General features: G+C 59.2%; 12 protein-coding genes. 4 read left to right on the top strand and 8 right to left on the bottom strand.

Going from position 1 to position 15,149, the window contains the following annotated elements:
- The 7 genes from upp to GOX21_RS05765 all read right to left on the bottom strand — a co-directional run bounded on the left by upp (position 1) and on the right by GOX21_RS05765 (position 6,394).
- Positions 1–633 (bottom strand): uracil phosphoribosyltransferase, encoded by a 633-nt coding sequence (gene upp / locus GOX21_RS05735; protein WP_170349314.1) that lies wholly within the window; start codon positions 631–633, stop codon positions 1–3.
- Complete coding sequence (locus GOX21_RS05740) at positions 630–1,616, bottom strand: adenosine deaminase (RefSeq protein ID WP_170376045.1); 987 nt, start codon at positions 1,614–1,616, stop codon at positions 630–632. Before GOX21_RS05740 ends, upp begins: the two co-directional genes overlap by 4 nt.
- A complete protein-coding gene (locus GOX21_RS05745) occupies positions 1,613–2,824 on the bottom strand; it encodes a phosphopentomutase (protein WP_170376047.1) in 1,212 nt (403 codons plus the stop codon). The genes GOX21_RS05740 and GOX21_RS05745 overlap by 4 nt, the downstream gene beginning before the upstream one ends.
- The gene (locus GOX21_RS05750) at positions 2,821–4,128 is read right to left on the bottom strand and encodes a thymidine phosphorylase (RefSeq protein ID WP_170376136.1); all 1,308 of its coding nucleotides are present in this window, start codon (positions 4,126–4,128) and stop codon (positions 2,821–2,823) included. Before GOX21_RS05750 ends, GOX21_RS05745 begins: the two co-directional genes overlap by 4 nt.
- 4 nt (positions 4,129–4,132) lie before the next feature.
- Entirely contained in the window at positions 4,133–4,525 is a 393-nt protein-coding gene (locus GOX21_RS05755; protein WP_170359280.1) for a cytidine deaminase, read from the bottom strand.
- Positions 4,526–4,629: 104 nt separating this feature from the next.
- Positions 4,630–5,727 carry a cupin domain-containing protein gene (locus GOX21_RS05760; RefSeq protein ID WP_170376049.1) on the bottom strand — a complete coding sequence of 366 codons (1,098 nt, stop codon included), beginning with the start codon at positions 5,725–5,727 and terminating at the stop codon, positions 4,630–4,632.
- Entirely contained in the window at positions 5,696–6,394 is a 699-nt protein-coding gene (locus GOX21_RS05765) for a hypothetical protein (protein WP_170376051.1), read from the bottom strand. The genes GOX21_RS05760 and GOX21_RS05765 overlap by 32 nt, the downstream gene beginning before the upstream one ends.
- Positions 6,395–6,574: 180 nt before the next feature.
- Between GOX21_RS05765 and GOX21_RS05770 the strand changes: the two genes are divergently transcribed.
- The 3 genes from GOX21_RS05770 (at position 6,575) to GOX21_RS05780 (ending at position 12,705) form a co-directional block, all read left to right on the top strand.
- Complete coding sequence (locus tag GOX21_RS05770; protein WP_170376053.1) at positions 6,575–8,848, top strand: NADP-dependent malic enzyme; 2,274 nt, start codon at positions 6,575–6,577, stop codon at positions 8,846–8,848.
- A gap of 433 nt (positions 8,849–9,281) precedes the next feature.
- Positions 9,282–11,171: a propionate-CoA ligase PrpE gene (gene prpE / locus GOX21_RS05775; RefSeq protein ID WP_170376055.1), complete on the top strand. Its 1,890-nt coding sequence runs from the start codon at positions 9,282–9,284 to the stop codon at positions 11,169–11,171.
- 94 nt (positions 11,172–11,265) lie between these two features.
- Positions 11,266–12,705 (top strand): amidase family protein, encoded by a 1,440-nt coding sequence (locus GOX21_RS05780; RefSeq protein WP_170376057.1) that lies wholly within the window; start codon positions 11,266–11,268, stop codon positions 12,703–12,705.
- A 258-nt stretch (positions 12,706–12,963) separates the two neighbouring features.
- On the opposite strand, the gene GOX21_RS05785 is transcribed toward GOX21_RS05780, so the two are convergent.
- Positions 12,964–13,725: an NAD kinase gene (locus GOX21_RS05785; RefSeq protein ID WP_254428452.1), complete on the bottom strand. Its 762-nt coding sequence runs from the start codon at positions 13,723–13,725 to the stop codon at positions 12,964–12,966.
- A gap of 168 nt (positions 13,726–13,893) precedes the next feature.
- On the opposite strand from GOX21_RS05785, the gene glyA reads away from it, so the two are divergent.
- Positions 13,894–15,149: serine hydroxymethyltransferase (glyA, locus tag GOX21_RS05790; RefSeq protein ID WP_170485373.1), on the top strand; the 1,256-nt coding region annotated here is incomplete at its 3' end.

The raw sequence follows: 15,149 nt of genomic DNA on the forward strand, positions 1-15,149 counted from the left end.
TTACTTGGTGCCAAACATCCGGTCACCCGCATCGCCGAGACCAGGCATGATATAGCCTTTTGAATTCAATTCCCGATCCAATGCCGCGGTGACGATTTTGACATCCGGGTGGGCTTCTTTCATGCGCTCCACGCCTTCGGGTGCGGCCAGCAGGCACAAAAACCGGATATCGGTGGCCCCGGCCTCTTTCAGCAAATCAATCGCTGCGGCCGAGCTGTTGCCGGTAGCCAGCATCGGGTCAACGGCGATGACCAGACGGTCCTTCAGCCCTTCGGGGGCTTTGAAGTAGTACTGTACCGGTTTCAGCGTTTCCTCATCCCGGTAGAGACCAACAAATCCAACGCGGGCCGAGGGAATCAATTCCAACACCCCGTCCAGCATCCCGTTCCCGGCGCGCAGGATCGACACCAGCGCCAGTTTCTTGCCGGCCAGAATGGGAGCGTCCATCTCCTCCATCGGGGTTTCGATGTGGCGTGTGGTCAACTTCAGCTCGCGCGTGACCTCATAGGCCAGCAGCAATGTGATCTCACGCAGCAATTGGCGGAACACGGCAGTGGACGTGCCCTTGTCCCGCATGAGCGTCAGTTTGTGCTGCACCAGCGGGTGGTCAACGACGGTCAGGTGTTCGCTCATGATCTCTCCAGTCTTTTCTTGACCCGCGCGCGGGTGTCATCATCGCAAAAGGCAGCCGCAAGGGCCGTGTCGTTCAGGGCGGCAAAGTCCTCGGCCTCCCAACCGAAGGCTTTGCCCAGCATCTCATATTCACGCCGCATGGTGGTATGAAAAAACGGCGGGTCATCGGTGGAAACGGTGACTTTGACGCCTGCATCGCGCAGTTTCGCAATCGGGTGGACGTCGAAATTGGGAAACAAGCCCAGAACCACATTTGATCCGGGGCAAACCTCGAGCGTGATTTCACGGTCGACCAGTTCGCGGATCAGGTCCGGGTCTTCGATAGCACGGACACCGTGACCGATCCGTTCCACCCCCAGATCGCGGATCGCATCGCGCACGCTTTTGGGGCCGCCGAACTCTCCGGCGTGGGTGGTCAGGCGCAACCCGGCCTCGCGCGCGCAGTCATAGGCCCATTTGTAATCGCTCTGCGTGCCAATAGACTCATTACCACCCATGCCGAAACCCGTAATCCAATCTCCGGCGGTTTCTGCAGCGCAATGGGCGCTGATCTTGGCCTGCTCCGGCCCAAAATGGCGGACACAGGTAACGACGCCACGCAAGGTGATGTCGAACTTGCGCTCGGCCTCGTCCGCCGCGTCCTGAATAGCACTCAGGTAATCGCGCCAAGCATCCAAATCCCCGCCACCGCAGAAATCAGGACTCAGGAAGGTTTCGGAATACACTACACCATTTGCCGCACTTTCTTCGAGGATCGCGAGGGTGAGACGGCGGAAATCCTCGGGCGTTTTCAATACTTCGCAAGCGGCCTCATAGACGCTGAGAAAATGGGCGAAATCGCGGAAGTCATAGCTACCGTCCGGCTTGAAAATTCCGCTCAGGTCAATGCGCTTTTCATGCGCCAACTGGCGGATAAAGGCGGGCGGGGCCGCGCCTTCGTGATGCAGGTGTAGCTCGATCTTTGGCAAGTCTGCGACGGTCATAGAAAACTCTTCCCCGGCCCCTGTGCCGGAATATTCAGGTGGTGTGCTATGCTGGCGGCGACGTCGGCGAAATTGATCGCACCAATCCGGCCTGCACCTTGCCCTGCGATCAGAACAGGCACTTGTTCGCGCGTGTGGTCCGTGCCGATCCAACTGGGATCGTTACCGTGATCAGCAGTCAGCAGCATCAGATCTCCGGGGCGCAGCTTTTGCAGGATCAAGCCGATTTCACGGTCGAACCATTCAAGCGCGCGGGCATACCCGCTGATGTCGCGACGGTGGCCGTAAAGGCTGTCGAACTCGACGAAATTGGCGAAGGTCAGGCTGCCCTCTTCGGCGTCATCAACCAGATCGGACAAATGCCCCATCAATTCGGCATCCGAGCCCTTACGTAAAGTGTCGATCCCCTGCATCGAGAAAATGTCACCTATCTTACCCACCGCATGCACGCGCCGACCGGCATCTTGTGCCCAGTTGGTCAGAACCGGCGCGGGTGGTAGGATGGCGAAATCCTTGCGGTTAGTGGTGCGGGTGAACCCGTCTTCTGGCGATCCGACGAAGGGTCGCGCGATAACGCGCCCAACTTTCATTTCGTGCAGACGTGGGGCCAACGCTTTACACATGCCTAACAAGCGGTCGAGACCAAAGCTTTCCTCATGCGCGGCGATCTGGAACACGCTGTCGGCTGAGGTGTAGCAGATAGGCCATCCGGTCCGCATATGCTCGGGCCCCAATTCGGCAATGATGGCCGTACCCGAGGCGTGGCAATCACCCAGAATGCCGCCGGTTCCGGCGGCCTCGGCGGCGGCACGCGCTAAATCAGGCGGGAAGGACGGCGTTTTATCCGGGAAATAGTACCAATCCCACGGCACCGGCAGCCCGGCCAGTTCCCAATGTCCCGAAGGCGTATCCTTGCCCGGTGAATGCTCGCGCGCGCAGCCCCATAGACCTGCGGGAGTGACCTGCAATCCGGGCGTTTCTGCGCCCGATGCCAGGCGTGTCGCGGCCCCCAAGCCCAGCGCATCCAGATTGGGCAGGTGCAATGGCCCTGTGCGACCGTCTTCTGCCCGTCCGTCAGCGCAGGCCTGAGCTATATGGGCCAGCGTGTTGGCCCCGGTATCGGGGGTTTCTCCGTTAAAAAAGCGGTCCGCATCCGGTGCACCGCCGATGCCCACCGAGTCCATCACCACCAGAAAGGCACGGGTCACGGCCTGATCCTTTCATGCACAAGCGTTGGGGTCATGGCTGTGTCTTTGCCTATCGTGATGGCCCGCAGGACCGTGTCGGCCGCCTGTCGTGCCGCGTCTTCGCGGGCTGCGTGGACCACGGCCAAGGGAGTGCCTTTGTCGACCTTGTCCCCCAGACGAACAATGCCCGACAAACCAACCGCGGGGTCGATGACGTCGTCTTCGACCTGCCGCCCACCACCCAAGGCGACCACGGCGAGGCCCAGCGCCTCACCGTCGATTGCCGCAATGTAGCCCGCATCCGTTGCCGGAACTTCAAGGATCACGCTTGCTTCGGGCAGGTAGCGTGACCAGTTGTCTACAAACTGTAGCGGCCCGCCCACGGCGGCCATCATACGGCCGAACCGTTCCGCCGCACGGCCATCGCGGATCACACCAGTGATCTTGTCGCGCCCCTCATCGGCGGTTGCGAACATACCGGCATCGGCCAGCAAAACCCCGCCCAGTTCCGCCGAAATTTCAGCCAATGGAGCGTAATGGTCGTGGGTCAGGACATTCATCACCTCGACCACCTCCAACGCATTGCCCAGCGCCGGAGCCAAAGGTTGGTGCATGTCCGTAATCACCGCCGACGTCCGGCACCCTGCTGCATTTGCAGTTTCCGTCAGGGCCTTTGCCAGCTTGCGGGCGTCTTCCAGCGTTTTCATGAACGCGCCGCTGCCCACCTTGACGTCCAGCACCAAAGCTTCGGGGCTCGCTGCCAGTTTCTTGGACAAGATCGACGCGGTGATCAGGTCCAGGCTTTCCACCGTCGCCGTTACGTCGCGGATCGCATAAAGCCGCTTGTCCGCAGGCGCGATCTGCCCGGTCGCCCCGACAATGGCCGCACCGGTATCGCGCAGGATCTGGGTCAGACGATCCTGCCCGATCTGGGTACTGACGCCCGGAATGGCCTCAAGCTTGTCCAGCGTACCGCCGGTATGACCCAACCCACGGCCTGAGATCATCGGGACATAAGCCCCCAATTCGGCCAGCGCTGGGGCCAGCACCAAACTGACGCTGTCGCCGACCCCTCCGGTCGAGTGTTTGTCGATTACCGGGCCATCGAAATCCCAGCTTAGAACGTCTCCGCTGTCCCGCATCGCCACCGTCAGATCGGCGCGGCCCTGCGCGCCCAGCCCACCCATGCAGACGGCCATGGCAAAGGCCCCCGCCTGCGCGTCGCTGACACCACCGTCGGCAAGGCCCTGCGCGAACCAGGTCAGTTCCTCCGCGCTGGGCACTTGTTCGCGGCGCAACTTGGCAATGATCGAACGGGCGTCCATAGCCTCAGACATCCGCCATGTGCGAGGCGTCAAATGCACCCGGCAGAAGGTCACCGATGGTGGTTTCCAGTTCGGCGCCATCGACGCTGGCCAAGGTCACCTTGACGTCACGATTGCCGAACTCGGCCAGTTTCTGTCGGCACCCCCCACAGGGCGGCACCGGCTGCGGCGAGGAGGCAACCACGTAGACTTCGGTCAATTCCTGTTCGCCTGCTGCGACCATAGCAGCGATGGCACCAGCCTCGGCGCAGGTGCCTTCGGGATAGGCTACGTTTTCGACGTTACAGCCTGCAAATACCTGGCCCGACGCTGCTCGGATCGCTGCGCCAACCTTGAAATTGGAATAGGGCGCATAAGCTTTTTCCCGGACAGACAGTGCTGCATCTTTCAAAGTCATGGCGATTCCCCAATTTTTGATCATCTGGTCAGAAAGTCATACCCTAAATGAAACCGACCGGGGAGTTGAAGCCCTGGACAGCAAATTCCTGGGCCAAAATCCTCTTAGTCCAGCGTTGTGTTGAACGTACCGGGCAAGGTGACCTCAAGCAGTTCAATATCCTCGGACGGGTCGGACAGACGTGTGCGCATGCCGGGTGGGATGACAAAGGCGTCGCCCTGCTCCAGCCGATAGGGATTACGACCTTCGCCCTCCAGCGTGACCTCGCCCCCCATGACAAAGGTAAAGTGAATATCGGTGTTGTGTGCAGCCCAAACCGGATTGCCCTGCCCCTTGCGCACGACCTGCACCCCGGCAACGCCTTTGGTGTTCTCGGCAATCGTGGTGTCGCGGCAGATATAACCCGGCAGGCGGAACGGGACCCATTCGGCCCCTTCGGCCTGATTGAAGACAAACCGCTGGCCTTGCCATTCCCTGTCAGGGCGGTAATGGGGCGTGGGCAGGTCCATTTCATGATCAATTTCGGTGACGTGTTCTGCAGGGACACCAATTTCGATCACCTGCACATTGTCCGAGGCCTCAAGCACGCGGTGGCGGATTTCAGGCGGCTGGATAAAGCAATCGCCCGCGGTCAGGCGCATCTTGTCGCCTTGATCCTCATAAACCACATCCACCCATCCGTGGATGCAGAAAATCAGCTGAAAACCGACCTTGTGAAAATGCACCATGTCCGGCACCGGCCCGCCGTCAGGAATGCGGATATGGCTGGCGATGATCGATCCGCCCAACCGGTCTGGCACCAAATCACGGTAATGCATTCCGGCCCGCCCGATGATCCACGGGGCCTGATCCTTGAGCCGGCGCACCACGAAAGAATGCACCGTTTCCGGCATGACCATTGGCGGGTTCAACTCATCAATCTCGATCCGTGTGCCGTTGGGGGCCACCAGATTGCGCTGGCCACCTGCAAACTCATCCGGGTTGTCTGTCAGGATGCGCAACGTGCCGGGGGTCTCGGGCGCGTCTTTTTCGATCCGCACACGCAGGCCGTGGCCGGAAAACACGGCGGTGCGCGGATCGTCGGCGGGATAGATCATGTCCATCCGCATCCCCAGAACCTTTGTATAAAACGGGATGTCGTTGCGCAGTTCCTGCGTGGGCAGGCGGATTTCAGCGCATGTCCGAGTTTGGGATTTGCTCATCTGATGTTCCATCGGGTTTGGATTTTGGCCATCCGATCAGAACGGCGGCCAAAATGCCAATCGAAAAGAACATCTCCAGCGTTTCTTCCAGCACGAATAGGCGAGTTGCCATGATGGTCGTCATCTGGTCACCCAAGGCGCTGCTGACCTCTTCCAGACCCTGCGCCACGACGGCACACATACCCGCCAGAAAGAACACCAGCAGAAATGGCGCCCGTTCCTTAAGTGCCCGCCACCCATTTGGAACCCCATGCCAGAAAACCCCGCCCAGTACGATCACCGCCAGAATTACACGCACAATCGTCATATCCAGAAGAACATCCATCCCGTGCAGAATGAAGTACGGAACACTGTCTACGGCATAAATATCAGCCTCAAGCTCTCGTTCCGCCAACAGCAGCAGAACCACGCCGATGTATAACCGGCTGATCCCGCGATACCGTACCAATGCGGCGATACCAGCCACCAGCAATGCCGCGGCCGAACCCGTTTCGATCAGACCGCCTTCCTGGTTGAATGCCTCGGCCTGCATCGGCCACACTGAAATCGCACACAATACCAACATGGCCAGAACAAGGGCTGCGCGAAACGCAAAATGTTCAGTTCCAAACTTGCCGGTATTCAGCGATAGAGTCTTATCAACCTCGCCGTTTTCTTTAGAGCGCATGCTGTTATTCTCGGTCCAGAAGGGGGTGTGTTCGAAAGTCGCGGGAGTTTAAGTCTTTTGCCACGGAAAGCAACCACAGCGACAAAACGGCCTTGTTTGCCGAATTAAGTCGCACAACGTAGCCAAGCAGAAAAAAATAGTTTAAGGCTAAATCAAATTTGGAAACGGAGCTGAGACGCCATGTCCGACACACCCAGCCTGCGGCAGGCAGCGCTTGATTACCATGCCTATCCAAAGCCCGGAAAGTTGGAGATCAAGGCGACAAAACCCATGGCAAACGGCCGTGATCTGGCCCGCGCGTATTCCCCTGGCGTGGCCGAGGCCTGCCTTGAGATTAAGGCTGACGCGGCTGAGGCCGAACACTATACGGCACGCGGCAATCTGGTGGCGGTCGTCTCGAACGGGACAGCGGTTCTGGGGTTGGGCAATATCGGCGCGCTGGCATCCAAGCCGGTGATGGAAGGCAAGGCCGTTCTGTTCAAGAAATTCGCCGGGATCGACTGTTTTGATATTGAGGTCGAGCAGCCCGACCCTGAAAAGCTGGCCGATATCGTTTGCGCGCTGGAACCGACCTTTGGCGCCATCAATCTGGAAGACATCAAGGCACCCGATTGCTTTACCGTCGAGAAGCTGTGCCGTGAGCGGATGAACATTCCGGTCTTTCACGACGATCAGCACGGCACCGCCATCGTGGTAGGCGCCGCTGCCAGAAACGCACTGCACGTTTCAGGGAAGAAATTCGAGGACATCAAGGTTGTTTCGACCGGCGGCGGAGCCGCAGGGATCGCGTGCCTTAGCATGCTGGTCAAACTGGGCGTAAAGCGCGAGAACATCTGGCTGTGTGACATTCATGGGCTGGTCTATGAGGGCCGCGCCGAAGATATGAATCCGCATAAGGATCAATTCGCGCAAAAATCCGACCTGCGCACTCTGGACGACGTGATCGGTGACGCCGACCTGTTCCTAGGCCTCAGCGGCCCCAACGTCCTAAAACCGGAAATGGTCGGAAAAATGGCCAAGCGCCCGATCATTTTCGCATTGGCGAACCCGACACCGGAAATCTTGCCACAAGCCGCGCGCGAGGTGGCCCCGGATGCCATCATCGCCACCGGGCGCAGTGACTTTCCCAATCAGGTCAACAATGTTCTGTGTTTCCCATTCATCTTCCGCGGTGCCTTGGATGTAGGCGCGACCGAGATCAATGACGAGATGCAAATTGCCTGCGTAGAGGGTATCGCGGAAATGGCCCGCGCTACCACCAGCGCCGAAGCCGCCGCAGCTTACAAGGGTGAGCAACTGACATTCGGGCCGGATTACCTGATCCCGAAGCCCTTTGACCCCCGCCTTGTTGGTGTGGTCTCTTCGGCCGTTGCCAAAGCTGCGATGGAAAGTGGCGTGGCCAAGCGCCCGATCGCCGATCTCGAGGCGTACAAAGAGCGCCTGAACCAATCCGTGTTCAAATCCGCCCTGCTGATGCGCCCGGTTTTTGAGGCCGCATCGGTCGCCTCGCGCCGGATCGTCTTTGCCGAGGGCGAGGACGAGCGGGTGCTGCGCGCGGCCCAGGCCATTCTTGAGGAAACCACCGAAACCCCGATCCTGATTGGCCGCCCCGAAGTGATCGAGACCCGTTGTGAACGGCTGGGGCTGGCGGTACGTCCGGGTCAAGACTTTCAGATCGTCAACCCACATGACGACCCGCGCTATTACGACTATTGGTCCTCGTACCACCAGATCATGCAACGCCGCGGCGTCACCCCGGATCAGGCCAAGGCGATCATGCGCACCAACAACACGGCCATCGGGGCCATCATGGTGCATCGCGACGAAGCCGACAGCATGATCTGCGGCACGTTCGGCGAATTCCGCTGGCATTTGAACTACGTGGAGCAGGTTCTCAACGATGGCGACTTGCGCCCCCATGGCGCCCTGTCGCTGATGATCCTGGAAGATGGCCCCCTGTTCATCGCAGACACCCATGTGCGGCAACTGCCCACCCCTGAAGAACTGGCCGAGACCACAATAGGCGCGGCCCGCCATGTGCGCCGTTTCGGAATCGAGCCCAAGATCGCCTTCTGCTCACAATCGCAATTCGGCAATCAGGCCGAAGGGTCCGGCAGGCGACTGCGCGATGCCATTGCGATCCTGGACAGCGAACCCCGCGATTTCATCTATGAGGGCGAGATGAACCTGGACACCGCTTTGGATCCGGAACTGCGCGAGCGGATCTTCCCGAACTCACGTCTAGAAGGTGCCGCAAACGTGTTGATTTTTGCTCATGCGGATGCGGCCAGTGGCGTGCGCAATATTCTGAAGATGAAAGCCGACGGGCTTGAAGTCGGGCCGATTCTGATGGGCATGGGGAACAAGGCACATATCGTGACCCCGTCCATCACCGCGCGTGGATTGCTGAACATGGCCGCGATTGGCGGCACTCCGGTCACGCATTACGGCTAGTTCGCCCCCCGATCGAACTGTAGAACAGGACTAAAGAGCTCTGTCATTGCTACGCGGTGCACAGGAAACGTTATGGTATTGCGACCAGTGTTGCAGATGCCATCGCGTCGCTTGATGCTGTGTCGCCGTGTCTTTTATACTAGGTACTTGCCAGAGACGGCCCAAGGGACACGACCCTATGCCCCGCTAAAACGCCAGCCAAGTTGATTCCTGCGTAGCGCATGATTTGCATGGTAGAGTTTGCACATTTGCAAAACCGTTACACGCCTGCCAACAAACCTTTCAAAAGCACGTATTTTGCAAAAATTTGCACAGCAATGTGACCGAAGTTGCAAATATTTTGCGATAAACTGACGCGCCATCTGCTGCACGGCTTGCCCGGTTTGCTAAGGATGCCTAACACATTCCAAAAGCTGTGTTGGAGGAGGGCGCCATGGCCTATCAGGACGTATATGAAAGCTGGAAGAACGACCCAGAAGGGTTCTGGATGGAGGCCGCTAAGGGGATCGATTGGGTTCAACCACCGACCAAGGCTCTGTTTGACGACAACGCGCCGCTTTATGAATGGTTCTGCGATGCCAAGGTCAACACATGCTGGAATGCGGTGGACCGCCATGTCGAAAGTGGCCGAGGCGAGCAAACGGCCATCATCTATGACAGTCCCATCACCCACACCAAGCGCGAGATTTCATATGTCGAACTGCGCAACCGCGTGGCCACGTTGGCAGGGGCATTGCGGGCAAAGGGTATCGAAAAAGGCGACCGCGTCATCATCTACATGCCGATGATCCCCGAAGCGCTTGAGGCGATGCTGGCCTGCGCCCGTTTGGGGGCCGTGCATTCAGTGGTGTTCGGCGGCTTTGCCAGCAACGAGTTGGCGGTGCGGATCGACGATTCCAAGCCCAAAGCAATTATCGCCGCGTCCTGCGGGATGGAGCCAGGCCGCGTGGTTCACTACAAACCGTTGCTGGACGGTGCCATCGACATGGCCAGCCACAAACCCGATTTCTGCGTGATTTTCCAGCGTGAACAGGAAGTGGCGCAATTGATCGAGGGGCGTGACTTTAACTGGCATGGCTTCCAATACGGGGTCGAACCTGCGGAATGTGTGCCTGTGGATGGCAACGATCCGGCCTATATCCTCTATACCTCGGGCACCACCGGCGCACCCAAGGGCGTGGTGCGCCCCACCGCTGGTCATTTGGTGGCACTGAACTGGACGATGAAGAACATCTATGACGTCGACCCCGGAGACGTCTTTTGGGCGGCGTCGGATGTGGGTTGGGTCGTGGGGCACTCCTATATCTGCTATGCCCCGCTGATCCATGGCAACACCACGATTGTATTCGAAGGCAAACCTGTCGGCACCCCCGATGCGGGCACCTTCTGGCGGGTGATTTCCGAACACAAGGTCAAAAGCTTCTTCACCGCCCCCACCGCCATTCGCGCTGTCAAGCGCGAGGATCCCTCGGGTGAGTTGATCGCAAAATACGACCTGTCCAACCTGCGCGCCTTGTTTCTGGCCGGTGAACGCGCCGACCCCGATACGATCGAGTGGGCACAGGACGCGCTGAAAGTGCCGGTGATCGACCACTGGTGGCAAACCGAAACTGGCTGGACTATTGCCGGAAACCCGCTGGGGATCGAAGAATTGCCGGTCAAGCTAGGGTCTCCCGCCAAGCCGATGCCGGGTTATGACGTGCAGATTCTGGACGAAGGTGGCCATCCGATGAAGCCCGGCGAACTGGGTGCGATTGCTGTGAAGCTGCCGCTACCCCCGGGTACACTACCAACCCTGTGGAATGCGAAAGAGCGGTTCAAAAGCTCGTACCTCAACCAATTCCCCGGCTACTATGAAACCGGCGATGCGGGCATGATTGATGAGGAAGGATACCTCTACATTATGGCGCGTACCGATGACGTGATCAACGTCGCGGGTCACCGCCTGTCCACCGGTGGGATGGAGGAAGTTCTGGCCGCCCACCCTGACGTCGCCGAATGCGCAGTGATCGGTGTTTCAGATCAACTCAAGGGTCAGATGCCGGTAGGCTTCTTGTGTCTCAACGCGGGTTGCGATCGCGACCACGGCGAGGTGGTGCAGGATGTGGTCAAGCTGGTGCGCGAAAAGATCGGCCCGGTGGCGGCGTTCAAACAAGCCGTTGTGGTGGATCGCCTGCCCAAGACCCGATCCGGAAAAATTCTGCGCGGGACAATGGTGTCGATTGCCGACAGCAAGGAATTCAAAATGCCCGCAACTATCGATGATCCGGCCATTCTGGACGAAATCACCGTGGCTTTGAAATCCATCGGCTTTGCGCAGTAGCCAAGCCTCGGGCGGCCTTTGGTCGCCCGCTGCACGGCTTTCCCTTGCAACCGGACACAAGGCCCCTACTGTCTGCTCAAGACAGTGAGGCCCCATGACACATACAGATATCTGGCGTCTGACCGCCACCGACCTGACCGCCCTGACCCGCATTGGGGATCTAAGCGCCGAGGACGCGGTGCAAAGCGCCGTTGACAGAATGCATCAGGCCAACCCCGGCCTGAACGCAGTGGTCGAGGACTTGAGCGCCGAGGCGTTGGAGCGCGCACGCGCCCTTGATCAGAAGCGGACACAGGGCGCTCAAACCGGTCCGCTGCACGGGGTGCCAGTCACAATAAAAATCAATGTCGATCAAAAGGGCCATGCCACCTCAAATGGCGTTGTGGCCTTGAAAGACGTGATTGCGCCTGATGATGCGCCGATTGTCCGTAACCTACAAAACGCTGGGGCGGTGGTGATCGGGCGCACCAACACGCCCGAGTTCTCGTTCCGCGCTGACACAGACAACCCGCTGCATGGGCGCACGCAGAACCCCTGGGGTCGGCACATCTCGCCCGGCGGCTCGTCAGGGGGCGCAGGGGCTGCCGTAATGGCCGGAATCGGGGCGTTGGCGCATGGCAACGACATTGGCGGCAGCTTGCGGTTTCCAGCCGCCGCCAACGGTGGGGTTACCGTAAAGCCCGGCCTGGGCCGCGTGCCTGCCTGGAACCCAAGCCAACAAACCGAGCGCGGACTATTGGCGCAATCCATGTCAGTACAAGGGCTGATCACTCGCTCTGCTGCCGACCTTCACCTGTCGATGCCCAGCCTGATTGCAGCAGACCCGCGTGATCCGTTTCACGTCCCGATGCCTTGGCGCGGTGCGCCGATGGGTGGCCCTATCAAGGTAGCCTTCACCAAAGACACCTTTGGCTATGCGCTGCATCCAGAGGTCGACAGGGCCCTGGACACCGCGCGCGATGCGCTGAATGACGCGGGCTATCAGGTGGAAGAGGTCTCGCCGCCGGACGTTTTCGACTGTGGCCGAACCGGGTACCGTGCGCTGATGGGCGAAGTTCTAACCCTTTTGAAAAGCGATATCGAGGCCGCCGGATCTGAAACCATACGTGATATCTTTGACGTTTATTTTCAGGAGTTTCCGCCCATTCTCGGCACCGAACTGCTGCAGGTAATGGCAAAACGCAGCCACTATGCGCGGGAATGGTCGTTGTTCATGCAGGATTATCCTTTGGTCCTGTCACCCTTCCTGCCGCAGCCCTTCTTCAAACCTGACCGGGACACCGAAGGGCCCGAGGGCGTGCACGAGGTTCTGGGTTGCGCGGTCTATTCCTACGCGATGAACTTCCTGGGGCTTCCTGCCGCTAGTGTGCCCGCGCGTCTGGCCGAATTGCCGCAAGGGCCGCAACCGATCAATATCCAGATCGCCGCGCGACAGTGGCGCGAGGACATGGCCGTTGACGCCGCCGCCGCGATCGAAGCGCGCGTGGGTCATATGTGCCTGCCGCTATGGCAAAATATGGAAGAGCGCACTTGAATACGCTCAATCACAAAAATAGACCCCGGGTTCTTGTACCCGAGGTCCGCTTGCTTAAATAAGCCCGGAAATCTGACAACGAGCGTAGCACCACCTACCCTCGCCGGCGCGAAAACTGCGCAATCATTCGAAAACGCCGTCTGGTGGCCACTCACTCCCACCTTGGCGTGTTCTCCGGGCAAGTTAAGATTACCAAAGGGTGAGTCAAACGCCTGTGAACTGGATCACACAAGTTCGAAAAAGTTCACTTTTGAGAGATCAGGTGAACTGCTCCGAGATCAAACGCTCTTCTAATCCGTGCCCGGGATCGAAAAGAATACGGTGTTGGATCGTGGGTTCCGAGCGAATCTCAACCCAGTCTATATCCGGAAAGGAAACAGAATCCGCGTCAGCCATGACTGGACGTTTATCCGCGTCCAGCACGTCGAAACGAACCTTCGCGATCTTGGGCAACAGGGCCCCACGCCAACGGCGTGGACGGAACGCGGCAATCGCCGTCAAGGCCAGAACATCCGACCCAATAGGCAATATCGGCCCGTGCGCCGAATAGTTGTAAGCCGTTGATCCGGCGGGCGTGGACAACAAGGCCCCATCGCAGACCAACTCATCCATCCGCACCCGACCATCGACACTGATCTTCAAACGCGCGGCCTGCGGGCCAGCCCGCAGCAGCGATACCTCGTTGATCGCAAGCGCTTCGTGTATTTTGCCGGATTGATCCATGGCCTTCATCGCCAGCGGATTGATCACCTCTTCTTCAGCCGCGGCCAAACGGTCCAACAAATCGTCCTTGTGGAATTCATTCATCAAGAACCCGATGGTGCCGCGATTCATGCCATAAACGGGCGTGTCCAGATGCTGCATGTTGTGCAGCGTGTGCAACATGAATCCATCGCCCCCCAACGCGACCACTACATCCGCATCTCGGGGCGCTGCATTGCCATACCGTTTCACAAGGCTTTCCCGTGCAGATTGCGCCACTTTGACGTCGCTTGCGAGAAAGGCGATTCTCTTTGTCATCTTTTCCGGTTTCCGGTGTTGTACATTTGGTTCCGAAACAAACATACCTTTCCCCAATAGGCCAGACTTGACGCCGTAGCGGGCCAAATCGTCGCTTTACAGCTTTTGCATATGAATCGTTTCCGATAGGAAATCCGCAAGATTCTTACCCAGCCCTGTGGAGCCCCCATGAACGCTAATCTTCGTGATACCGGTTTTTTCACCCAATCCCTATCCGACCGTGACCCTGAGCTTTTTGGCTCGATCACATCTGAGCTGGGCCGCCAGCGCGACGAGATCGAGTTGATCGCGTCCGAGAACATCGTCTCAGCCGCCGTGATGGAGGCGCAGGGCTCGGTGATGACCAACAAATACGCCGAAGGCTATCCTGGTCGGCGGTATTACGGCGGCTGCCAATTCGTTGATATCGCTGAAAACCTGGCCATCGACCGCGCCAAGCAGCTGTTTCGGTGCGAGTTTGCCAACGTGCAGCCGAACTCGGGCAGCCAGGCCAACCAGGGCGTGTTCCAGGCGCTGATCCAACCCGGCGACACCATTCTGGGCATGAGCCTGGATGCAGGCGGTCACCTGACCCACGGCGCCCGTCCGAACCAGTCGGGCAAGTGGTTCAACGCGGTGCAGTACGGCGTCCGCAAGGAAGACAACATGCTGGATTATGATCAGGTCGAGGCGCTGGCGAAAGAGCACCAGCCCAAGCTGATCATCGCCGGAGGCTCGGCCATCCCGCGCGTGATCGACTTTGCCCGCATGCGCGAGATCGCCGACATGGTCGGTGCCTATCTGCACGTCGACATGGCGCATTTCGCCGGTCTGGTCGCCGCAGGCGAGCATCCCAGCCCCTTCCCGCATGCGCATGTGGCGACCACCACGACGCACAAGACCCTGCGCGGTCCGCGTGGTGGCATGATCCTGACCAATGATGAAGATATCGCTAAGAAAGTGAATTCGGCGATCTTCCCCGGCATTCAGGGCGGCCCGCTGATGCATGTGATCGCGGCCAAGGCCGTGGCCTTCGGCGAGGCTCTGCAGCCTGCGTTCAAGGACTATATCAAGCAGGTCGTCGTCAATTCGCAGGCATTGTCGGATCAACTGATCAAGGGCGGTCTGGACACGGTGACCCACGGCACCGACACCCATGTGGTGCTGGTCGACCTGCGCCCCAAAGGCGTGAAGGGCAACGCGACTGAAAAGGCCCTGGGCCGTGCGCATATCACCTGCAACAAGAACGGCGTACCGTTTGACCCGGAAAAACCGACCGTCACCAGCGGCATCCGCCTGGGCTCGCCCGCCGGCACCACCCGCGGCTTTGGCGAGGTCGAATTCCGCCAGATCGCCGACTGGATCATCGAAGTGGTCGACGGGCTGGCCGCCAATGGCGAAGACGGCAACAGCGCCGTCGAAGCCAAGGTCAAAGCCGAGGTCGC

This window comes from Ruegeria atlantica (genome assembly GCF_013032005.1).
In the GTDB taxonomy this organism is placed as follows: Bacteria; Pseudomonadota; Alphaproteobacteria; order Rhodobacterales; family Rhodobacteraceae; genus Ruegeria; species Ruegeria atlantica_A.

Coding starts and splice junctions, on each gene's coding strand:
- GOX21_RS05765 (WP_170376051.1), bottom strand. CDS start 6,394: ATGCGCTCTAAAGAAAACGGCGAGGTTGATAAGACTCTATCGCTGAAT.
- GOX21_RS05740 (WP_170376045.1), bottom strand. CDS start 1,616: ATGACCGTCGCAGACTTGCCAAAGATCGAGCTACACCTGCATCACGAA.
- GOX21_RS05760 (WP_170376049.1), bottom strand. CDS start 5,727: ATGAGCAAATCCCAAACTCGGACATGCGCTGAAATCCGCCTGCCCACG.
- GOX21_RS05770 (WP_170376053.1), top strand. CDS start 6,575: ATGTCCGACACACCCAGCCTGCGGCAGGCAGCGCTTGATTACCATGCC.
- GOX21_RS05755 (WP_170359280.1), bottom strand. CDS start 4,525: ATGACTTTGAAAGATGCAGCACTGTCTGTCCGGGAAAAAGCTTATGCG.
- prpE (WP_170376055.1), top strand. CDS start 9,282: ATGGCCTATCAGGACGTATATGAAAGCTGGAAGAACGACCCAGAAGGG.
- GOX21_RS05785 (WP_254428452.1), bottom strand. CDS start 13,725: ATGACAAAGAGAATCGCCTTTCTCGCAAGCGACGTCAAAGTGGCGCAA.
- GOX21_RS05750 (WP_170376136.1), bottom strand. CDS start 4,128: ATGGACGCCCGTTCGATCATTGCCAAGTTGCGCCGCGAACAAGTGCCC.
- upp (WP_170349314.1), bottom strand. CDS start 633: ATGAGCGAACACCTGACCGTCGTTGACCACCCGCTGGTGCAGCACAAA.
- GOX21_RS05780 (WP_170376057.1), top strand. CDS start 11,266: ATGACACATACAGATATCTGGCGTCTGACCGCCACCGACCTGACCGCC.